General features: G+C 68.3%; 17 protein-coding genes. 4 read left to right on the forward strand and 13 right to left on the reverse strand.

Translation table 11 applies throughout. The features are described 5' to 3' along the window. Window positions 1-3 precede the first annotated feature (3 nt). Window positions 4-1,773 carry a fumarate reductase/succinate dehydrogenase flavoprotein subunit gene (locus AC1Q6V_RS11125; RefSeq protein ID WP_010810894.1) on the reverse strand — a complete coding sequence of 590 codons (1,770 nt, stop codon included), beginning with the start codon at window positions 1,771-1,773 and terminating at the stop codon, window positions 4-6. Beyond that, entirely contained in the window at window positions 1,770-2,624 is an 855-nt protein-coding gene (locus AC1Q6V_RS11130; protein WP_371258364.1) for a GntR family transcriptional regulator, read from the reverse strand. The genes AC1Q6V_RS11125 and AC1Q6V_RS11130 overlap by 4 nt, the downstream gene beginning before the upstream one ends. Before the next feature lie 241 nt (window positions 2,625-2,865). Between AC1Q6V_RS11130 and AC1Q6V_RS11135 the strand changes: the two genes are divergently transcribed. Beyond that, window positions 2,866-3,834 (forward strand): chemotaxis protein, encoded by a 969-nt coding sequence (locus tag AC1Q6V_RS11135; RefSeq protein ID WP_011617734.1) that lies wholly within the window; start codon window positions 2,866-2,868, stop codon window positions 3,832-3,834. A 276-nt stretch (window positions 3,835-4,110) separates the two neighbouring features. Here the strand turns inward: AC1Q6V_RS11135 and AC1Q6V_RS11140 are convergent, their stop codons facing one another. Continuing rightward, a complete protein-coding gene (locus tag AC1Q6V_RS11140; RefSeq protein WP_010810897.1) occupies window positions 4,111-4,767 on the reverse strand; it encodes a peroxiredoxin in 657 nt (218 codons plus the stop codon). A gap of 92 nt (window positions 4,768-4,859) precedes the next feature. After that, window positions 4,860-5,297 carry a universal stress protein gene (locus tag AC1Q6V_RS11145; protein ID WP_011617733.1) on the reverse strand — a complete coding sequence of 146 codons (438 nt, stop codon included), beginning with the start codon at window positions 5,295-5,297 and terminating at the stop codon, window positions 4,860-4,862. A gap of 211 nt (window positions 5,298-5,508) precedes the next feature. Between AC1Q6V_RS11145 and AC1Q6V_RS11150 the strand changes: the two genes are divergently transcribed. After that, window positions 5,509-7,194, forward strand: a complete 1,686-nt coding sequence (locus AC1Q6V_RS11150; protein ID WP_011617732.1) for a SulP family inorganic anion transporter — start codon at window positions 5,509-5,511, stop codon at window positions 7,192-7,194. Window position 7,195: 1 nt separating this feature from the next. Here AC1Q6V_RS11150 and AC1Q6V_RS11155 read toward each other — a convergent pair whose 3' ends face one another. The 5 genes from AC1Q6V_RS11155 to AC1Q6V_RS11175 all read right to left on the reverse strand — a co-directional run bounded on the left by AC1Q6V_RS11155 (window position 7,196) and on the right by AC1Q6V_RS11175 (window position 11,944). Further along, window positions 7,196-7,390 carry a ribbon-helix-helix domain-containing protein gene (locus AC1Q6V_RS11155; protein WP_010810900.1) on the reverse strand — a complete coding sequence of 65 codons (195 nt, stop codon included), beginning with the start codon at window positions 7,388-7,390 and terminating at the stop codon, window positions 7,196-7,198. A gap of 215 nt (window positions 7,391-7,605) precedes the next feature. After that, window positions 7,606-8,724 (reverse strand): dihydrolipoamide acetyltransferase family protein, encoded by a 1,119-nt coding sequence (locus AC1Q6V_RS11160; RefSeq protein ID WP_010810901.1) that lies wholly within the window; start codon window positions 8,722-8,724, stop codon window positions 7,606-7,608. A gap of 34 nt (window positions 8,725-8,758) precedes the next feature. Beyond that, window positions 8,759-9,736 carry an alpha-ketoacid dehydrogenase subunit beta gene (locus AC1Q6V_RS11165; RefSeq protein WP_010810902.1) on the reverse strand — a complete coding sequence of 326 codons (978 nt, stop codon included), beginning with the start codon at window positions 9,734-9,736 and terminating at the stop codon, window positions 8,759-8,761. A gap of 45 nt (window positions 9,737-9,781) precedes the next feature. Then, the gene (gene pdhA / locus AC1Q6V_RS11170) at window positions 9,782-10,867 is read right to left on the reverse strand and encodes a pyruvate dehydrogenase (acetyl-transferring) E1 component subunit alpha (RefSeq protein ID WP_010810903.1); all 1,086 of its coding nucleotides are present in this window, start codon (window positions 10,865-10,867) and stop codon (window positions 9,782-9,784) included. A gap of 255 nt (window positions 10,868-11,122) precedes the next feature. Continuing rightward, entirely contained in the window at window positions 11,123-11,944 is an 822-nt protein-coding gene (locus tag AC1Q6V_RS11175; RefSeq protein WP_010810904.1) for a MetQ/NlpA family ABC transporter substrate-binding protein, read from the reverse strand. Between the two features lie 183 nt (window positions 11,945-12,127). Here AC1Q6V_RS11175 and AC1Q6V_RS11180 point away from each other — a divergent pair, with 183 nt between their 5' ends. Then, window positions 12,128-12,484 carry a hypothetical protein gene (locus tag AC1Q6V_RS11180; protein WP_037024789.1) on the forward strand — a complete coding sequence of 119 codons (357 nt, stop codon included), beginning with the start codon at window positions 12,128-12,130 and terminating at the stop codon, window positions 12,482-12,484. 282 nt (window positions 12,485-12,766) lie between these two features. After that, complete coding sequence (locus tag AC1Q6V_RS11185; protein ID WP_010810906.1) at window positions 12,767-13,726, forward strand: lysylphosphatidylglycerol synthase domain-containing protein; 960 nt, start codon at window positions 12,767-12,769, stop codon at window positions 13,724-13,726. Window positions 13,727-13,831: 105 nt separating this feature from the next. On the opposite strand, the gene AC1Q6V_RS11190 is transcribed toward AC1Q6V_RS11185, so the two are convergent. From AC1Q6V_RS11190 to AC1Q6V_RS11205, 4 genes are all read right to left on the reverse strand, one after another. After that, window positions 13,832-15,106, reverse strand: a complete 1,275-nt coding sequence (locus tag AC1Q6V_RS11190; RefSeq protein ID WP_010810907.1) for an O-acetylhomoserine aminocarboxypropyltransferase/cysteine synthase family protein — start codon at window positions 15,104-15,106, stop codon at window positions 13,832-13,834. A 230-nt stretch (window positions 15,107-15,336) separates the two neighbouring features. Next, window positions 15,337-16,710: an LLM class flavin-dependent oxidoreductase gene (locus AC1Q6V_RS11195; RefSeq protein WP_454751040.1), complete on the reverse strand. Its 1,374-nt coding sequence runs from the start codon at window positions 16,708-16,710 to the stop codon at window positions 15,337-15,339. A gap of 31 nt (window positions 16,711-16,741) precedes the next feature. After that, window positions 16,742-17,704: a TauD/TfdA dioxygenase family protein gene (locus AC1Q6V_RS11200; RefSeq protein WP_454751041.1), complete on the reverse strand. Its 963-nt coding sequence runs from the start codon at window positions 17,702-17,704 to the stop codon at window positions 16,742-16,744. A gap of 31 nt (window positions 17,705-17,735) precedes the next feature. Next, window positions 17,736-18,530: an ABC transporter ATP-binding protein gene (locus AC1Q6V_RS11205; RefSeq protein ID WP_010810910.1), complete on the reverse strand. Its 795-nt coding sequence runs from the start codon at window positions 18,528-18,530 to the stop codon at window positions 17,736-17,738. Window positions 18,531-18,539: the final 9 nt, after the last annotated feature.

Below are 18,539 nucleotides of genomic sequence, written 5' to 3' on the forward strand. Positions count from 1 at the left end.
CCTTCAGGCGGCAGCCAGGGTGGCGGGTTCGGCAGTGGCGGCCGTGGCGGCGGCCTGGCCGCGGCTGACGCGCAGCCGCTGGTAGGCGGTGGCGTCGTCGCCTGCCACCGGGACGATGTACGGCTCGATCGCGCGCTTGTGGCTGACCATGCGCCCGGCTTCATCCTTGCTCAGGTGCGTATGGCAGAACCAGTCCGCATCATTGCGCTGCGGATAGTCGACGCGATGGTGGTAGAGACCCCAGCGGCTCTCGGTGCGGAACAGGGAGGCGCGTGCCGCCATCTCGGCGCAGTCGCGGATTGCCATCACCTCGACCGCGCGCATCAGCTCGTGCGGATTGGCGGCGCGGATCTGGCCGATGTCCTCGGCGATGGCGTCAAAGCGCTGCAGGCCGATTTCCATCTTGCGCGTGACCTTGGGCGGCTGCAGGTAGTCGTTGACCATGCGGCGCAGCTTGTATTCCACCTGGGCGGGCGGCAGCCCACTCTCGCGCGCCAGCGGTGCGAACACGCGCGCGCGCTCCGCCTCGACCTGGGCCGCATCGGCTTCAGGCAGGCCGCGGCCGGCGACGTAGTCGGCCGCGTTGTGCCCGGCAAACCAGCCATAGGTGAAGGCGCCCAGCATGTAGTTGTGCGGCACGGCGGCCATGTCTCCGGCCGCGTACAGGCCCGGCACGGTAGTCTCGGCGCGCTCGTTCACATGCACGCCGGAAGCGCTGTGGCCGCTGCAGAAGCCGATCTCCGAGATATGCATCTCCACCATCTGCCTGCGGTAGTCGGTGCCGCGCCCGGCGTGGAACTGGCCGCGGCTGGGCCGTTCGTTGGTGTGCAGGATCGTCTCGATGGTCTGGATGGTTTCTTCCGCCAGGTGGTCAAGCTTCAGAAACACCGGGCCGTTGCCGCCCTGGAGCTCCTGGTAGAACTCCCACATCATCTGGCCGCTCCAGTAGTCGCATTCGATAAAGCGCTCGCCCTTGCCGTTGGCGGTATAGCCGCCCAGCGGGCCGGTCACGTAGGCGCAGGCCGGGCCGTTGTAGTCCTTGATCAGCGGATTGATCTGGAAGCACTCCAGGTTGGCCAGCGCGGCGCCGGCGTGATAGGCCATGGCATAGCCGTCGCCGGCATTGGTCGGGTTCTCGTAGGTGCCCATCAGGTAGCCGGAAGCGGGCAGGCCCAGGCGGCCGGCCGCGCCGCAGCACAGGATCACGGCGCGCGCGCGGATCACGTGGAAGTCCGCGCTGCGGCAGTCGAAGCCCATCACGCCGCCGGCGGCGCCGCTGGCGTCGGTCAGCACGCGCGTGGCGACGATGCGGTTGGTGATCTCTACCCGCGCGCGCTTGAGCTGGCGGTACAGCACCTTCTTGACGTTGTGTCCTTCCGGCATCGGCAGCACATAGGAGCCCATGTGATGGACCTTCTTCACTGCGTAGTCGCCGGTCTCGTCCTTCTCGAACCTGACGCCCCAGCGATCCAGCTGCTCGATGGTGGCAAAGCTGTGGCGCGCGTAGGCATAAACGGTGGACTGGTCGACGATGCCGTCGTTGGCCACGGTGATCTCGCGGGTGTACTGCTCGGGCGTGGCGTGGCCGGGGATCACGGCATTGTTCAGCCCGTCCATGCCCATCGAGATGGCGCCGCTGCGCTTGACGTGCGCCTTGTCGAGCAGCAGCACGCGCAGCGCGGGGTTGCGTTCCTTGGCCTTGATCGCGGCCATCGGGCCGGCGGTGCCGCCGCCGACGACAACGATGTCGTATTCGTGAGTCAGGGTATTCATGCGGAGGGCTTCCCCTTGCTGGCTGGTTTGCGGGGCCGTGCATGGCCGGCTGGGCTGGTGACGCTGGCGGCTGGCGCGGTCTTGTGCCGGTCTGCGCGCAGCCGGTACTGGAACGCGTCGCCGCGGAAGTAGAGGAACTCGTAATCGATAGGCGTGCCTTGCGCGTCATGGGTCAGGCGTTCGATGCGCAGCACCGGCGCGCCTTCCTCGATGCGCAGGGCCTGGGTCAGCTCGTCGTCGGCGAGGATGGCGTCGACACTCAGGTCGGCATGGCCGAGCTTCACGCCACAGTCGTTTTCCAGGATCAGGAAGATGTCGCGCGTGGCCAGGTCGGCAGTGAGCAGGCGGCGGCCGACCGCCTCGGACACCCAGGTCAGCTCCAGCGACACCGGCTCGCGGTTGAGCAGGCGCACGCGCCGGATCTCCACCACCGGATCGCCTTCGCGCAGCCGCAGCTGCGTGGCAACGTGACGGCTGGCAGGTACGCATTTGCAGTTGCGTATCTGGTTCAGGATCTCGTAGCCCATGCTCGACATGGCCTCGGCAAAGCCTTGCAGCGAAGTCACGTTCTGGAAGGCGCGGGGCTTGGAGACGAAGGTGCCCTTGCCATGGATCTTGAAGATCAGCCCCTCCTTCTGCAGGTCGCCCAGCGCCTGGCGCACGGTGATGCGGCTGGCGCGAAAGCGCTCGCCCAGCTCGCTTTCCGACGGCATCTGGTGGTGCGGCGGATAGGTGCCGTCCAGGATGCTGGCGCGCAAGGCGTCCTTGATTTGCGTATAGAGCGGCAGCGGGATCGGTGCCGGCATGGCTGCGGCGGCGGGGACGGGTACCACGTTGGTCCGGGTCGTCATGGGGATCGACATAGCGTGTTATGACAAGTTGGGAACCACTATATGGACGACGCTGCGCCGGAGGAACGAAGCAATCCGGATATGCAAGGATGAAATCCGAACACGCGCTGCGTGCGCCTCTCAACTCCCGTTGCCCCGCGCCGATATCCAGTCATGAACCCTGCCGTCCGCCATCCGCCGCGGCCGCAGGCTGATGACAACGACGGCGGTAAAAACCACACGCACGGCACGGGAGCGCAGCATGAGCAGTTCCATGAGGGACATCGACGAACGGACCAACCTGACCAACAACAACCAGTTCGAGCTGCTGCTGTTCCGGCTTGGCGAAGCCGAGCATTCCGGCCAGACGGAGCTGTTCGGGATCAATGTCTTCAAGGTGCGCGAGATCCTGGTGATGCCGCACGTGACGACCGTGGTGGGGGCCGACCCGTCGATCCTGGGCATGGCGGATATCCGCGGCCAGGTGATCCCGGTGATCGACCTGCCCCGGCTGGTGGGCTGCAAGCCGCGCAGCGGCCTGGGCATCCTGCTGGTGACGGAATATGCACGTTCGACGCAGGGCTTCGCGGTGGAGGCAGTGGAGGAAATTGTGCGCCTGGAGTGGAACCAGGTGCATTCGGCCGAGGCCAGCGTGCGGACCGGCCACGTCACCAGCATCGCCAAGCTGGACGGGGACACCGCCGGGGGCGCGGACCCGTCGCGGCTGGTGCAGGTGCTGGACGTCGAGCAGATCCTGCGCGATGTGCTGCCGACGCGGCAGCCGGACGTGGACCCGGGCACGGTCGGCCCGCAGTTGAGCCTGCGCCCCGGCGCCAAGGTCATTGCCGCCGACGATTCGGCACTGGCGCGCGGCCTGATCGAGCAGGGGCTGAAGGCGCTGGGCGCGCCGGTGGTGATGACCAAGTCCGGCAAGGAGGCGTGGGAGCTGCTCGACCGCATCGCCGCCGAGGCGGCCAGCCATGGCAGGTCAGTGCAGGACGAGGTGGCGCTGGTGCTGACCGACCTGGAGATGCCGGAGATGGACGGTTTCACCCTGACCCGCAAGATCAAGGCGGACAGCCGGCTGAAGTCGCTGCCGGTGGTGATTCACTCGTCACTGTCGGGAGAGGCCAGCGAGGAGCATGTGCGCAAGGTGGGCGCGGACGCTTATGTAGCGAAATTCGTGGCCAAGGAACTGGCCGACACCATCCGCGAGGTGCTGACGCGCTGAGCGCCCGGTGGCGGAAGAATCGCAACAGGCACAAAATTCGAACGCCCGCAACCATTCCCGTAGCCCGGAGGGTTGCCTATAAAACGGGCACTCCAGTGAATTCCAGCACCGGCGCGCCCTTTGCGGTTGTCAAGAGGGGGGATATCCACTGAAGCTGTGGATAGTTCCTGTGGACAAGTCGGGCCTCCCGGCCGTGACTGCCCGGGAGGCCCGGCGGCGGCCGGCGTGACCCCCACGCCCGGCCGCACTCCCTGGTGCTGGCGCTTCTCGCTCCCCTTACTTGGGCTGCTCCACCGTGCGCAGGTAGGGCTTCAGGGTCTTGAAGCCCTGCGGGTACTTCTTCTTGGCCTCCTCGTCCGAGACCGATGTGGGGATGATGACGTCCTCGCCCGGCTTCCAGTTCACCGGCGTGGCCACGGTGTGCTTGGCATTGAGCTGCAGCGAATCCAGCAGGCGCAGCACCTCGTCGAAATTGCGCCCGGCGCTCATCGGGTACACCAGCATGGCCTTGACCTTCTTGTCCGGGCCGATGATGAACACCGAGCGGATGGTGGCGTTGTCTACCGCCGTGCGCGGGCCGCTGCCGCTGGCCTCGGGGTGGATCATGTCGTAGAGCTTGGCCACCTTCAGGTCAGCGTCGCCGATCATCGGATAGTTGATGGTGCAGTTCTGCGTTTCCTCGATGTCCTTGACCCAGCGCTGGTGGTCGCCGACCGGGTCGATGCTCAGGCCGATGATCTTGGTGTTGCGCTTGTCGAATTCGGGCTTGAGCCGGGCCATATAGCCCAGTTCGGTGGTGCACACCGGCGTGAAGTCCTTGGGATGCGAGAACAGGATGGCCCAGTTGTCGCCGATCCATTCATGGAAGCTGATCTTGCCTTCCGTGGTGTCGGCGGTGAAATCAGGGGCTTGCTCGCCCAGTCGAATCGCCATGGTTGCGCTCCTTGCAGTTGGCGTGGTTTGGAAACGCGCGTCGCCGCGCACTGTTGCCCGCTATCGCGCTGTCTCGTTGTTCGCCCGGCCGCCTAGCGGAAGACCAGCACCGGGATCGTGCTGTGGGTCAGGACCTTGTGGGTTTCGCTGCCGATCAGCAGCGCCTGCAGCCCGCGCTTGCCATGCGACGACATCACGATCAGGTCGCAGTCGCGCTGCTGCGCGCACTGGATGATGGCCTGCCAGGGATGGTCGTCGGTGGCCGTAACGGTCTCGCAGGCCACGCCGGCCTGCGCCGCGGTGTGGCTGAGCGCGGCGAGGAAGGTATCCGCGTGGCGCGCTGCTTCTGCGGCAAAGGTGTCCTTGGTGTCCTGCAGGCTGGTCAGCCGGTAGGTCAGTACGTGGTACTCGGGAATCACATGCAGCCCGGTCACGCGGGCGCCGATGCGGCTGGCAAAGGCCATGGCGCGGGCCGCCATCGCGTCGGCGCGTGCGGAGCCGTCGGTAGGCACAAGGAGGTGCTTGAACATGATGGGCCTCCGATTGCAGAAGATTGCCGCGTCCGCCCTGGCCCATACCCCGTACGCCCGGGCGAGCCAATCCAGTATAGGAATTGAGTGGCATAAGCGACAGTGCAGGCGTGGCGAATATCACGGCGCGAGCCGCAAGCCGGCGGGCATTAACATGCTGTTATCATCCAATGCACCATCATCATCCTGCACGAACCCGAGGGATTGACGCATGATCGCGCTGCGCGAAGCTTGGCTGGCCGGACTGTTCCGACGCGGCAACTGGCTGCCGAACATCGTGTCGGGCGTGATCGTCGGGGTGGTGGCGCTGCCGCTGGCCATGGCGTTTGCGATCGCGTCAGGCGCCAAGCCGGAGCAGGGCCTGTACACGGCCATCGTCGCCGGGCTGGCGGTGTCGCTGTTCGGCGGCAGCCGGCTGCAGATCGCGGGGCCCACCGGCGCGTTTATCGTGGTGCTGTCCGCCGTGACCGCGCGCCATGGCATCGACGGCCTGCAGATCGCCACCCTGATGGCTGGGCTGATCCTGCTGGCGATGGGGCTGACGCGGCTGGGCAGCGTGATCCGGTTCGTTCCCGCGCCGGTGATCGTCGGCTTCACGGCTGGCATCGGCGTGATCATCTTTGTCGGCCAGTGGCGCGATTTCTTCGGTCTGCCGCCGGTCGCCGGCGAGCATTTCCACGAAAAACTCTGGCACCTGCTGCAGGCGCTGCCGCAATGGCACCCGGCCACCACCGCGCTGGCGCTGGGCAGCCTGGCGCTGGTAGTGGGCGCGCCGCGCGTGCGCTGGCTGCGGCGCATCCCCGGGCCGCTGGTGGCGCTGCTGGTTGCCACCGCGGTGCAGGCGCTGTTCCGCTTTGACGGCGTCGCCACCATCGGCACCGCCTTTGGCGGCCTGCCGCGCGGGCTGCCCGTGCCCGCGCTGCCGGACATCACGCTGGCACGCGTGCTGGAGCTGGCCGGGCCGGCCTTCACCATCGCCATGCTGGGCGCGATCGAGTCATTGCTGTCCGCGGTGGTGGCCGACGGCATGGCTGGCACGCGGCACGATTCCAACCAGGAGCTGGTCGGCCAGGGCATCGCCAATATCCTGGCGCCGCTGTTCGGCGGGTTTGCCGCCACCGGCGCCATCGCCCGCACCGCCACCAATATCCGCAATGGCGGCAACAGCCCGCTGGCCGGCGTGGTGCATGCGCTCACGCTGGTGATGGTGCTGCTGTTCCTGGCGCCGCTCGCGGCCAGCGTGCCGCTGGCGACGCTGGCCGCGATCCTGTTCGTGGTGGCCTACAACATGAGCGAGGGGCGCCAGTTCGCGCGCATGGTCCGCCGCGCGCCGCGCGCCGACGTGGCGATCCTGCTGATCACCTTCACCCTGACCGTGCTGACCGACCTGGTGGTGGCGGTCAATATCGGGGTGATCCTGGCCATGCTGCAGTTCCTGCGGCGCATGTCGGCGTCAGTGGAGGTGGCGCGCCAGGATGTCGTGGACGTAGAGCGCGAACTGGGCGATACCGGCGCCGGCCTGCCCGCGCGGATGCCGCCGGGCGTGCTGGTCTATGCCATCGACGGACCGTTCTTCTTCGGTGCCGTGGAAGCGTGCGAGCGCGCACTGGTGCAGACCCATACCGAGCCGCGCGTGCTGCTGATCCGCCTGGGCCGCGTGCCCTTCATGGACATGACCGGACTGCAGACGCTGGAGGCCGTGATCGTGACGCTGCAGAAGCGCGGCGTGCCGGTGGTGCTGGCCGAAGCCAACGAGCGGGTCAGGGAAAAGCTGGCGCGCGCAGGCGTGCTGGCGGCGCTGGGGGAGGGCAACTACGTGGATTCGCTGGCGCAGGTGGTGCAGCGCTGCGGCGAGCTGGCAAGCGAAGATGCAGGCGAGGGCGACGCCCCGCGCTGAGTCACTTCTTCTGCCGGGTGCTGCCCGCAGGCTTGGGCTTGGTGGCGTATTCCACGCCATGCTGGGCCAGGTATTCGCGGATCAGCTGGCGCACGACCTGCGACGGTGTCAGGTCCTGTGAGGCGCACAGGGTTTCAAAGGCCTTTTTCTTGACCGGATCGATCAGGATGGTAAGGCGGGCGGTCTTGGATTCCATGAGGGGGGGCCGGCTGTCCGGATAGGTCCGGCTTGACGGCAGCGGCGATCGGAAACGCATTATATACAGGGCCACCGCAGCGCCCGATTCCCGATCGGTGCCAGCACACCGGCGGTTTGCTCCCCTCTTCCGCTTGCGGGAGAGGGGAGCGTACACGAGGGGCGGCAGTATTCTCCGAGGCTATTTGCTCGTCGGCTCCCTGTTGTCTTCGACCGCTACACCGCCATCTCCAGATCCGCAATCACCGCCGCCAGAAACCGCGCCGCCTCCCCACCCGTCACCACGCGATGGTCAAAGGTCAGGCTCAGCGGCATCACCCGGTGCACCGCCGGCACGCCGCCGGCTGCTACCACTTCCTCGCGAACGCGCCCCGCACCCAGGATTGCCACGGTCGGCGGCACCACGATTGGCGCGGCATAGCGCCCCGCGATCATGCCGAAGTTGGACAGCGTGATGGTGTTGCCGCGCATCTCCTCCGGCGCGATGGTGCGCGCGCGGATGTCGGCGCGCATGCGGTCCAGGCCGTGGCGCAGGTCTGCGGCATCGCGGTTGCCGACGTCGCGCAGCACCGGCACGAACAGGCCTTCGGGCAGGTCGGCCGCGATGCCGACGTCGATCTTCTTCAGTACGTGGCGGCGGGCGGTCTGGCCTTCGTACCAGGCATTGAGGCCGGGTTCGGCGCGGCAGCCGGCCACCAGGGCGCGCACCAGCCGGATGGTGACATCGGCGCCGGGCTGCCAGGCGTGGATGTCGGCGTCGTCCATCACGGTGGCGGCGGCCACTTCGGCTTGTGCACGCGCCATGTTCTGCGCCATCGCCCGGCGCACGCCGCGCAGCTGTTCCGGCGCGCCCAGTTCGGCCAGCGTGCTGGCTACCCGTTCCACGTCGGCGGCGGTGACGACGCCCTCGGGGCCCGATGCCGTGGCCATTGCCAGGTCCACCCCGAGCCGGCGCGCCAGCGCGCGCACCGCCGGCGTGGCCTTGACGCGGGCGGCCATGGCCGCGGCGGGTGCCGCGGAGCCCGCGGGCGCGGCTTCATTGACCACGTGCGTGCCGACCTGGACCGAGCCCACCACGGTGCCGGCGTCGGCATCCTCGCCCGCACCCTCGACGCCGACCAGCGGCGCGCCCAGGTGGACGATATCGCCGGGCTGGGCAAACAGCTTGGCGATGGTGCCTGCATAGGGCGACGGGATTTCCACGATGGCCTTGGCCGTCTCCACCGACAGCAGCGGCTGGTCAGCGGCCACGGTGTCGCCGGTCTTGACGTGCCAGGTCACGATCTCGGCCTCCTGCAGGCCTTCGCCCAGGTCGGGCAGCTTGAAGACTCTCATCGGCACTCCTTGCCTATCGTCGGCAACTCTCGCATTACGCTGCCATCGCCTTGCGCGCCGCGTCGACGATGCGGGCGACGCCAGGCAGGTAGGTGTATTCCAGCCGCGCCAGCGGCACCACGGTGTCGAAGCCGGTCACGCGCTGCACCGGCGCGGCCAGTGAGTAGAGGCCCGCGTCGGCCAGCTGCGCCGCGATCTCGGCGCCGAAGCCGGCGGTGCGCGGGGCCTCGTGCACGATCACGCAGCGGCCCGTGCGCGTCACCGATTCCAGGATGGTCTGCATGTCCAGCGGCTTGAGCGTGGCCACGTCGATGACCGTGGCCGTCACGCCTTCGCCTGCCAGTGCGTCCGCGGCGGCGAGCGTCTCCTGCACCATCGCGCCCCAGCTCACCAGCGTGATGTCGCTGCCTTCGCGCAGCGTGAAGCAGGTGTCCAGCGGCAGCGCGGCGCCGTCGTCGGCCACTTCCTGGCGGAACAGGCGGTACAGCCGCGTGGGTTCGAGGAAGATGACCGGGTCCGGATCGGCGATGGCCGCCAGCAGCAGCCCGTACGCGCGCGCGGGCGATGAAGGCACCACCACGCGGATGCCGGGCATATGCGCGAACATCGCCTCCGGGCTTTCGGAATGATGCTCGGGTGCATGGATGCCGGCACCGCACGGCGAGCGCACCACCATCGGACATGACAAGCGCCCGCGCGTGCGATGCCGCATGCGTGCGGCGTGGTTGATGATGTGGTCGACCGCGGGGTAGATAAAGCCGGTGAACTGGATCTCGGCCACCGGCTTGAGCCCCATTGCCGCCATGCCGATCGCCGCGCCGACGATGCCGCCTTCGGCCAGCGGCGTATCCATGACGCGCGCCGCGCCAAAGCGCGCCTGCAGGCCTGCGGTGGCGCGGAACACGCCGCCATTGACGCCGATATCCTCGCCCAGCAGCAGCACATCGGGATCGTGCTCGAGCGCATGGGCCAGCGCCAGGTTGACTGCTTCGACCAGATTGATTTCCGCCATGGTTCGCTCGCTGTGGTCGCCAGGTGAAGGCGCAGGGTTTGCTGGTTATCCGTGCGGCGCCAGGAAGCGCCGGGCAATCTCCAGCTGCGCCTGCAATTCGGCCGGCATGGTTGCGTACAGGCAGTCGAACATCGCGGCCGGGTCCGGCTGCGGCACGGCCAGGTAAGTCTCCACGGCCTGCGCCACCTGCTGTGAGCAGGCCTTGACCAGCGCTTCCTCGCGCGCCGCGTCCCACGCGTGCAGCGCCAGCAGGTGCGTGCGCAGCCGCAGCAGCGGCTCTTCCTGCCAGTGCGCCTTGACGCTGGCCTCGTCGCGGTAGCGCGAGGCGTCGTCGGCGGTGGTGTGGTCGCCCAGGCGATAGGTGATGGCCTCGATCAGCGCCGGGCCGCCGCCGTCGCGCGCGCGCGCGATGGCCTCGCCGACGCGGTGCCGCACCGCGACCACATCGTTGCCGTCGACCTGCTCACCGGGGATGCCGGCGGCAATGGCCTTCTGCGCCAGCGTCTGCGCCGCGGTCTGGCCGCTGCGCGGCATCGAGATTGCCCACTGGTTGTTGTTGATCACGATCACCAGCGGCGCGTGCCACGCGCCGGCCATGTTCATGCCCTCATAGAAATCGCCCTTGGAGGTGCCGCCGTCGCCCAGCAGGCAGACCGCCACGCGCGGCTCGCCGCGCAGCTGGAACGCATAGGCGGCGCCGGCCGCGTGGCAGACCTGGGTGCCGATCGGCACGCAGTTGGCAAAGTCATGCGGCGCCGCCGCAAAGCCGCTGCCGCGTTCGTCGCCGCCCCAGTAGAGCAGGCTCTCGGCCATCGTGACGCCCCGCACAAACTGCGCCGCGTGGTCGCGGTACGAGGGCACCAGCACGTCTTCGGGCCGCATCGCAAAGGCCACGCCCACGCCGATGGCTTCCTGGCCGAGGGCCGAGGCAAAGGTGCCGATCTTGCCGGTGCGCTGCAGCGCAATCGCTTTCAGGTCGAACTGGCGCGTCAGCACCATCGCCTGGTACAGCGGCAGCAGCGCGTCGGGGTTGCTGGCAAGGGGTGGGGGAGGAGAAGTGGGGGAGGAGGTGTCGCCCGGCGGGGCAAGGTAGCGGGTGTAGCCGATCTCAAAGCGCGCAACCGTGGACATGGCAGGTCTCTCGATGCGGTTGTCTCGACAGGATCCGCTGGGACGGCCGCGAGGATCTTCGCAGCTATCCGCAGCAATGATCGCGTTGTGATCCCTGCCGTGCTTTTTGGGCGCGGGGGACTTGAGCTTGAGTGTAGGGCATTTGCGCGGCGCGCGCGGCGCAAAATTGTCTTGCTGCGCACAATGCGCGCGACAGCTGTCCCAAATGCAAGAAAGCGCCTGGCGGCGCTTTCTTGCTGGCGAGAGCGCGGTGGCTCAGCGCTGGTACGGCGGCTGCACGAAGCCCGCAAAGCGCTGCTGCGTCACGGCCTTGAACTCCGCCGACTCGTAGGCCTCTCGGATGTCCTTGACGAAGGGCTTGTTCAGGTCCGCCGTCTTCACCGCGACCAGGTTCATGTAATAGTCGGGAATCTTCTCCAGCGCCAGCGCCGAGGTCAGCTTCAGGCCGGAGGCCAGCGCATAGTTGCCGTTGACGAAGGCATAGTCCACGTCGTCGAGCGAGCGCGGCAGCTGGGCGGCTTCCAGCTGGATCAGCTTGAGCTTGTGCGGGTTGGCGTCGATGTCGCGCTCGCTGGCGCGGATCGGGTCGGTGCCCGGCTTGAGCGTGACCCAGCCGATCTGCTGCAGGATGGCGATGGCGCGCGCCAGGTTGGTGGGATCGTTCGGCAGCGACACGGTATTGCCGGGCTTCACCTCGGCCAGGCCCTTGTGCTTGCGGCTGTAGATGCCGATCGGCGCGGTCGGCACCTGGATCACGTCGGTCAGCGCCAGCTTGCGGTCGGCCGAGAACTTCTTCAGGTAGGCCACGTGCTGGAACGCATTGGCGTCGATGGCGCCGTCGGCCAGCGCCAGGTTGGGCTGCACGTAGTCGCTGAACTCAATGATGGTGACCTTGTAGCCGCGCTTTTCCAGCACCGGCTTCACGCCATAGCGGATCTGGTCGGCGTAGGGGCCGGCGGTGGCGCCGAAGCGGATTTCCTTCTTGTCCGGATCGGCCGCGCCCGCACCCTGCATCACGCCCAGTGCCAGCACCGCTGCCGCCAGCCGTGCGACGAAGCCGAATTTCCCGTATTGCATCTGATGCTCCCCGTTATGTTGTTGGAGGCCGGCAGCGTCCCGCCGCGGCGTCGGCTCATTGTATGGAAAGGCAGGCAATAGGCGAACGAGTTATTACGCATGGTCATATGCCGCTGGTGAATAAGGGCGCCGGCGCCTGGCTGCACTACGCTGAAGGACAGCGTCACCCGTATGGAGGCCGCCATGCCCGAACAACTTACCCGGCATCCCGAAGTCACGATCCAGGTCTTGCGCAGCGCCGGGGCCAGCTGCGGCGAGGGCGCCCCGCAGGCCATCCTCAAGGCCTGCCCGCGCGAGCGCTTCTGCAAGCTGCCGGGCGGGGAGATCTGCGTGTATGGCCTGGACGGGGCGCAGGCGATGACGCAGTTCACGGCTGCCGACTGGCAGTCGCTCGCGCCCCTTGCGCGGGGCCGTGCAGAGGTTGCGGCCGCGGCGGGCTGGGAGGGGACCACTGCCGCGGTGTTCATTGCCGGGCTTGCCGCTGGTGCGCTGGCGGCCGCAGCCCTGGCGCGCTGGCGGCGCAGCCGTGGCCGTGGTTGACGTGCCCGTGCTGGCACGGTGTTTGCGGCTTTCTCAGGTCATGACACCGATGCAGTCCGCCTCCAATCGTTTCCGCCGGCCAGGGCACGGCGCAGAGCGGCGCCTGTCGTGCGGGGCCGGCGCCATCCCGTGCGCGCGCGAAAGCGCACTGCCGGAAACTTTTATCCTGTTTGAAGCCGAGGCAGGCCAGAAATTGCATGCCGGGCTGGCGCGCGCAGGCTTGCATTCCTGCACATTCCTGACGCCGGTTTTGCGGTGCGCGGCGACGAGGGGAGGCGCGCAATGATGGGCGCGACGACCTTCTCGGCCATCCGCCAGCACGCGCACTGGCCCGCGTGGCGCCGTGCCATCGGCATCCTGTTCATTGCCGCGGTGCTGGCGCTGATCGCGCGCAAGCTGGGCACCATCGACTGGGACGCGGTGCTGGCCGCGCTGCGCGGCTTCAACGCCCGCACGCTGGCGCCGGCGGCGGCCTTCGTTGCGCTGAGCGGCTTGTTGTACAGCCAGTTCGACCGCCTCGGCTGCCACTATGCCGGACACCCGTTGCCGGCGCGGCGGGTGATGGCGATCTCTTATGTCAGCTACACGCTCAGCCTCAACCTCGGGGCCACGCTGGGCGGCGCGGGCGTGCGCTATCGCCTGTACACGCGCGCCGGGCTGACCCTGCCGCAGATCTGGAGCCTGTTCGTGGTGGTGGTGAGCAGCAACTGGCTCGGCTATGCCTTGCTGGCGGGGGGCATCCTGGTGGCGCAGCTGGTGGTGCTGCCGCCCGAGTGGGGCGTTCCCGCCGCGCTGACACGGGTGCTGGGCGCGCTGATGCTGGCGGTGCCGGCTGCCTACCTGGCTGCCTGTGCCACCTGGCACGGCCGGCACCGGACCGTGCGCGACCACGATATCTACGTTCCGTCGGTCGGCTTCGCGGCGCTGCAAATCCTCTTGTCGGCGGCGCACTGGATGGCGATGGCGGCGATCCTGTTTTCGCTGCTGCATACGCATGCGGGGTACTTCACGGTGCTTGGGGTATTGCTCGCGTCGGGGCTGGCGGGCGTGGTGGTGCGGATCCCCGGGGGCCTCGGCGTGATCGAGACCGTGTTCCTGACGATGCTGGGCGGCCAGGTGCCGCACGGGCTGCTGCTGGCGGCGCTGATTGCGTATCGCGCGATGTATTACCTGATTCCGCTGATGATCGGGGCGATCGGCTACTTTGTGCTGGAGGCGCACGGCAAGCGTGGTGGGGGGTAGGTTGTGCTGGCGGTATGCGACCGCCTGCCCTCACCCCCTGCCCCTCTCCCGCGAGCGGGAGAGGGGAGCAAACCAGCGGGTCGCTCTGACGTCGGTAGCCTGCGGTCAGGCCGCCGCCAGCGCGCGATCCAGGTCCTCGATCAGGTCATCGATATGCTCGATGCCGACCGACAGCCGCACCATGTCCTCACTGACGCCCGCTGCCTTCAGTTCCTCCGCATTGAGTTGCCGATGCGTGGTCGACGCCGGATGCGTGGCCAGCGACTTGGCATCGCCGATGTTGACCAGCCGCGTGAACAGCTGCAGCGCGTCCAGGAAGCGCGCGCCGCCTTCACGGCCGCCTTGCTTCAGGCCGAACGACAGAATGCCGGGACCGCGCCCACCCAGGTACTTCTGCACCAGCGCGTGGTCGGCATGGTCGGGCAGGCCGGCAAAGTTGACCCAGTCCACCTTGGCATGCTGCTGCAGGTGGCGGGCAATCGCCAGCGCGTTCTCGGTGATGCGGTCCAGCCGCAGCGCCAGGGTTTCGATGCCTTGCAGGATCAGGAAGGCATTGAACGGCGACAGCGCCGCGCCGGTATTGCGCAGCGGCACCACGCGCGCGCGGCCGATATAGGCGGCCGGGCCCAGCGCCTCGGTGTAGACCACGCCGTGATAGGAGACGTCGGGCTCGTTCAGGCGCTTGAAGCGTTCCTTGTGCTGGGCCCAGGGGAACTTGCCGCTGTCGATGATGGCGCCGCCGACGCTGTTGCCGTGGCCGCCCAGGTACTTGGTCAGCGAATGCACCACGATATCCGCGCCATGCTCGAACGGACGGCACAGGTAGGGCGACGGCACCGTGTTGTCGACGATCAGCGGCACGCCGTGGTTGTGCGCCACGCGCGCGATGGCTTCGATATCGACCACGTTGCCGAGCGGGTTGCCCACCGACTCCACGAAGATCGCCTTGGTGCGCGCGTCGATCAGGTCGCCGAAGCTGGCCGGGTTGCGGCCATCGGCAAAGCGGGTCTCGATGCCGGACTGCGGCAGCGTGTGCGCCAGCAGGTTGTAGGTGCCGCCATAGAGCTGGCTCGACGAGACGATGTTGTCGCCGGCCTCGGCAATGGTCTGGATCGCATACGTGATTGCCGCCATGCCGGACGCCAGCGCCAGCGCGCCCACGCCGCCCTCGAGCGCGGCCAGGCGCTGCTCGAGCACGTCGTTGGTCGGGTTCATGATGCGGCTGTAGATATTGCCGGCCACCTTCAGGTCGAACAGGTCGGCGCCGTGCTGGGCGCTGTCGAAGGCGTAGGCCACCGTCTGGTAGATGGGCACGGCCACCGCGCGCGTGGTGGGATCGGGCGAATAGCCGCCATGGACGGCCAGGGTTTCGAGTCTCATCTTCTTCTCTCTTCGTCTCGCTGTTGGGTGCCGGACCGGCGCGACGGGGCAGTGCCTGCCATGGCGCCGGGCATGCCGAGCGGTGCGCCGCGCGGGCGCACCAGGCCGTGCGATGGTACCAGCCGGCCCGCGCACGCCGCTGCGGCGTGGCCGCTATGGTTGCCGACGGCGCTCGCGCGAGGCAAGGAAGCTTATTGCATTTGGATATGCGCGGCGCCGCAGCGCAGCGGTCATGCCCCGACCGCGAGCGGCGGTTCGACCTGCCGCCAGCGCTGGTTCTCGGGCCGGCGCAGCCCCAGGTGCTCGCGCAGCGTGGTGCCCGTATAGCGCTCGCGAAAGAGCCCGCGCCGGCGCAGTTCCGGCAGCACCAGTTCGATGAAGTCATCGAGCCCGCCCGGCAGCCAGGGCGGCATCACGTTGAAGCCGTCGGCGGCCTCACCCTCGAACCACGCCTGCAGCTGGTCGGCGATGGACTGCGGCGTGCCGTGGATCGACCAATGGCCGCGCGCGGTGGCCACGCGCAGGCACAGCTGGCGGATGGTGAGCCCGTCGCGACGGGCCAGGCCGGTAACCAGCTGGAAGCGGCTCTTGGCGCCGTTCGGTTCGGCCAGGTTGTCGGGCAGCGGGCCGTCCAGCGGATAGCCGCTCAGGTCGATCCCGCCCAGGTGCTGCGACAGCAGGGCCAGCCCCACCGATGGATGGATCAGGCTTTGCAGCGCTTCGAACTTCTCCTGCGCCTCGGCCTCGCTGCGGCCCACCACCGGGAACACGCCAGGCAGGATCTTGAGTTGATCAAACGTGCGGCCATAGCGCGCGAGCCGCGCTTTCAGGCCACGATAGAAGGCCTGCGCATCGGCCAGCGACTGCTGCGCGGTGAAGATGACCTCGGCGGTGCGGGCCGCCAGTTCCTGCCCGGCCTCCGACGAGCCAGCCTGCACGATCACCGGATGGCCCTGCGGCGGGCGCGCGACGTTGAGCGGTCCGCGCACCTGGAAGTGCGCGCCGCGATGGTCGAGCGTGTGCAGCTTGTCCGCATCGAAATGCCGGCCGCTGTCCTTGTCATACAGGAAGGCATCGTCCTCCCAGGTGTCCCACAGCCCGGTGACCACGTCGACAAACTCTTCGGCGCGGGCGTAGCGATCCGCGTGCGCGGGATGACGTTCGAGGCTGAAGTTGCGCGCTTCGGCATCCGACCACGACGTCACCACGTTCCAGCCCGCGCGGCCGCCGCTGAGGTGGTCGAGCGAGGCGAACTTTCGCGCCACATGAAAGGGCTCGTTGTAGGTGGTGGAGACGGTCGCCACCAGGCCGATGCGCTGCGTCACTGCCGCCAGTGCCGACAGCAGTGTCAGCGGCTCGAAGGTGGCGGCGCGCGCGGTGCGCGGCAGGGTGGCATCATCCATGCCGCGGATGGCAACGCCGTCCGCCAGGAACAGCGCATCGAACCCCGCGGCCTCGGCGCGCTGCGCCAGCGCGATGTAGTGCGCCAGGTTGCGCCCGGCATCGGCCTGCGCGCCCGGATGGCGCCACCCGGCGACATGGTGCCCGGTGGCCTGGAGAAAGGCGCCCAGATGCAGCTGGCGCGCCGGCTTTTGCTGTGACATGGATCGTGCTCCCCGGAAGCAACTGGCTAAATCAGGCCGCTTGCCGTTGCGCGGCACCGGCGGACTGGTTGGCCGGCGCCGCGCCTTCGTTGCGCACGCCCGCCTTCACCGCCTTGCTGCGGCGGCCATCCACGCCGACCGGGATGTCGCCGGCCACGGTGGCCCGGCATACCACGCGGTGCGCGTCGCCATAGTCGTTGATGGCGTAGTGCTGGGTGGCGCGGTTGTCCCAGATGGCGACGTCGCCCGCGCGCCAGCGCCAGCGCACGGTGTTCTCCAGCCGGTGCACATGGCCCTGCAGCACGGCAATCAGGTGCGCCGAATCGGCCGACGAGTAGTCCAGCAGCTTCTTGACGAAGTGGCCCAGCACCAGCGTGCGTTCACCGGTTTCCGGATGCACGCGCACCACCGGGTGCTCGGTCTCGTAGAGCGCCGAGGTAAATAGCTCGCGGTAGCGCTTCAACCCTTCGTCGCTCGGATTGACGCGCGTGGCCGCGTAGTCGTAGTCGTTGGTGTGCAGTGCCCACAGCTTGTCGGCCAGTTCGCGCAGCGGCTCGGGCAGGTCCTGGTACGCGGCAGCGGTGTTGGCCCACACCGTGTCGCCGCCGGCGGCGGGAACGGTCACGGCGCGCAGCACCGAGACCGCGGGGTAGGCCAGGTCGAAGGTCACGTCGGTATGCCAGGAATTGGCGCGGCCGCCGTGCTGCGAGTCGAGCTCAAGCAGTTGCGTGCCGTCGCGCGAGGGCACGGTCGGGTGCGGCACGGTGTCGCCGAACAGGCGCGCAAAGCCCTGCTGCGCGGCATCGTCCAGATGGACCTGGTCGCGGAAGAACAGCACCTTGTGCCTGAGCAAGGCTGCGCGGATGGCGGCGAAGGTGGCGGGCGGCAGGTCGCCGTGCAGCGCGACGCCGCGGATCTCGGCGCCGATGCGGCCGGCAACCGGGTGGATGTCGAGCTGGACGGTCTGGTCTTGCGTGGCGTTGGCTTGGGTCATCACGAAGCTCCGGGGATGTAAGAGGGTTGGGTCAGGCGAGTTCAGGTTCGGGGGTCCGCTGCACGACAGGCTCCTGCCCGGCGAATTCGCGCAGCACGGCATCGCGCACGCGCGCGAAGGGAAGTCCGGCGCGTTCGCGCGGATGCGGCAGGTCCACCGGCAGGATGCGGCGGATGCGGCCGGGCCGGGGTTCCATCACCACCACGCGGTCGCCCAGGAAGACGGCTTCCTCGACGTCATGGGTGACCAGGATCATGGTGATGCCCTCGGCCTGCCAGATGCGCTGCAGTTCCTGCTGCAGGTAGGCCCGCGTCATCGCGTCGAGCGCGCCGAAGGGCTCGTCGAGCAGCAGGATCTCGGGGCGCGTCACCAGTGCCCGCGCAATCGCCACGCGCTGCGACATGCCGCCAGAGAGCTGGTGCGGATAGGCCTGCTCGAAGCCGCGCAGGCCAACCAGCGCGATATGCTCGGCAACGTTGCGGTCTTTTTCCGCGTCGCTGCCCGGCGTGTTGAGCAGCGCCAGCCGGATGTTCTGTTCCACCGACAGCCATGGGAACAGGCGATGCTCCTGGAACACGATGCCGCGCTGCAGGCTGGTGCCCGATACGCGCTTGCCGTCCAGCAGGATCTTGCCGCGGTAGTCCTCTTCCAGGCCCACCACCAGCCGCAGCAGGGTGGACTTGCCGCAGCCGCTGGCGCCGACGATGCTGACGAACTCTCCCGGGGCGATGGTCAGGGTGATGTCCTCGAGCACGGGCAGCGCCCGGCCCTCGACTTCGTACTGCTTGTGCAGGTGCGCGATGCTTAGCGTGCCGGCATGTGGCATTTGCGGTCT

Source organism: Cupriavidus sp. GW823-FHT07B10, from assembly GCF_058794355.1.

Bases quoted from the DNA above. Each gene is read 5' to 3' on its own strand.
- AC1Q6V_RS11160 (WP_010810901.1), bottom strand. From the start codon at position 8,724: ATGAGAGTCTTCAAGCTGCCCGACCTGGGCGAAGGCCTGCAGGAGGCC.
- AC1Q6V_RS11165 (WP_010810902.1), bottom strand. From the start codon at position 9,736: ATGGCGGAAATCAATCTGGTCGAAGCAGTCAACCTGGCGCTGGCCCAT.
- AC1Q6V_RS11155 (WP_010810900.1), bottom strand. From the start codon at position 7,390: ATGGAATCCAAGACCGCCCGCCTTACCATCCTGATCGATCCGGTCAAG.
- AC1Q6V_RS11195 (WP_454751040.1), bottom strand. From the start codon at position 16,710: ATGTCACAGCAAAAGCCGGCGCGCCAGCTGCATCTGGGCGCCTTTCTC.
- AC1Q6V_RS11135 (WP_011617734.1), top strand. From the start codon at position 2,866: ATGAGCAGTTCCATGAGGGACATCGACGAACGGACCAACCTGACCAAC.
- AC1Q6V_RS11205 (WP_010810910.1), bottom strand. From the start codon at position 18,530: ATGCCACATGCCGGCACGCTAAGCATCGCGCACCTGCACAAGCAGTAC.
- AC1Q6V_RS11180 (WP_037024789.1), top strand. From the start codon at position 12,128: ATGCCCGAACAACTTACCCGGCATCCCGAAGTCACGATCCAGGTCTTG.
- AC1Q6V_RS11190 (WP_010810907.1), bottom strand. From the start codon at position 15,106: ATGAGACTCGAAACCCTGGCCGTCCATGGCGGCTATTCGCCCGATCCC.
- AC1Q6V_RS11130 (WP_371258364.1), bottom strand. From the start codon at position 2,624: ATGACGACCCGGACCAACGTGGTACCCGTCCCCGCCGCCGCAGCCATG.
- pdhA (WP_010810903.1), bottom strand. From the start codon at position 10,867: ATGTCCACGGTTGCGCGCTTTGAGATCGGCTACACCCGCTACCTTGCC.
- AC1Q6V_RS11185 (WP_010810906.1), top strand. From the start codon at position 12,767: ATGATGGGCGCGACGACCTTCTCGGCCATCCGCCAGCACGCGCACTGG.
- AC1Q6V_RS11175 (WP_010810904.1), bottom strand. From the start codon at position 11,944: ATGCAATACGGGAAATTCGGCTTCGTCGCACGGCTGGCGGCAGCGGTG.
- AC1Q6V_RS11200 (WP_454751041.1), bottom strand. From the start codon at position 17,704: ATGACCCAAGCCAACGCCACGCAAGACCAGACCGTCCAGCTCGACATC.
- AC1Q6V_RS11150 (WP_011617732.1), top strand. From the start codon at position 5,509: ATGATCGCGCTGCGCGAAGCTTGGCTGGCCGGACTGTTCCGACGCGGC.
- AC1Q6V_RS11145 (WP_011617733.1), bottom strand. From the start codon at position 5,297: ATGTTCAAGCACCTCCTTGTGCCTACCGACGGCTCCGCACGCGCCGAC.
- AC1Q6V_RS11140 (WP_010810897.1), bottom strand. From the start codon at position 4,767: ATGGCGATTCGACTGGGCGAGCAAGCCCCTGATTTCACCGCCGACACC.
- AC1Q6V_RS11125 (WP_010810894.1), bottom strand. From the start codon at position 1,773: ATGAATACCCTGACTCACGAATACGACATCGTTGTCGTCGGCGGCGGC.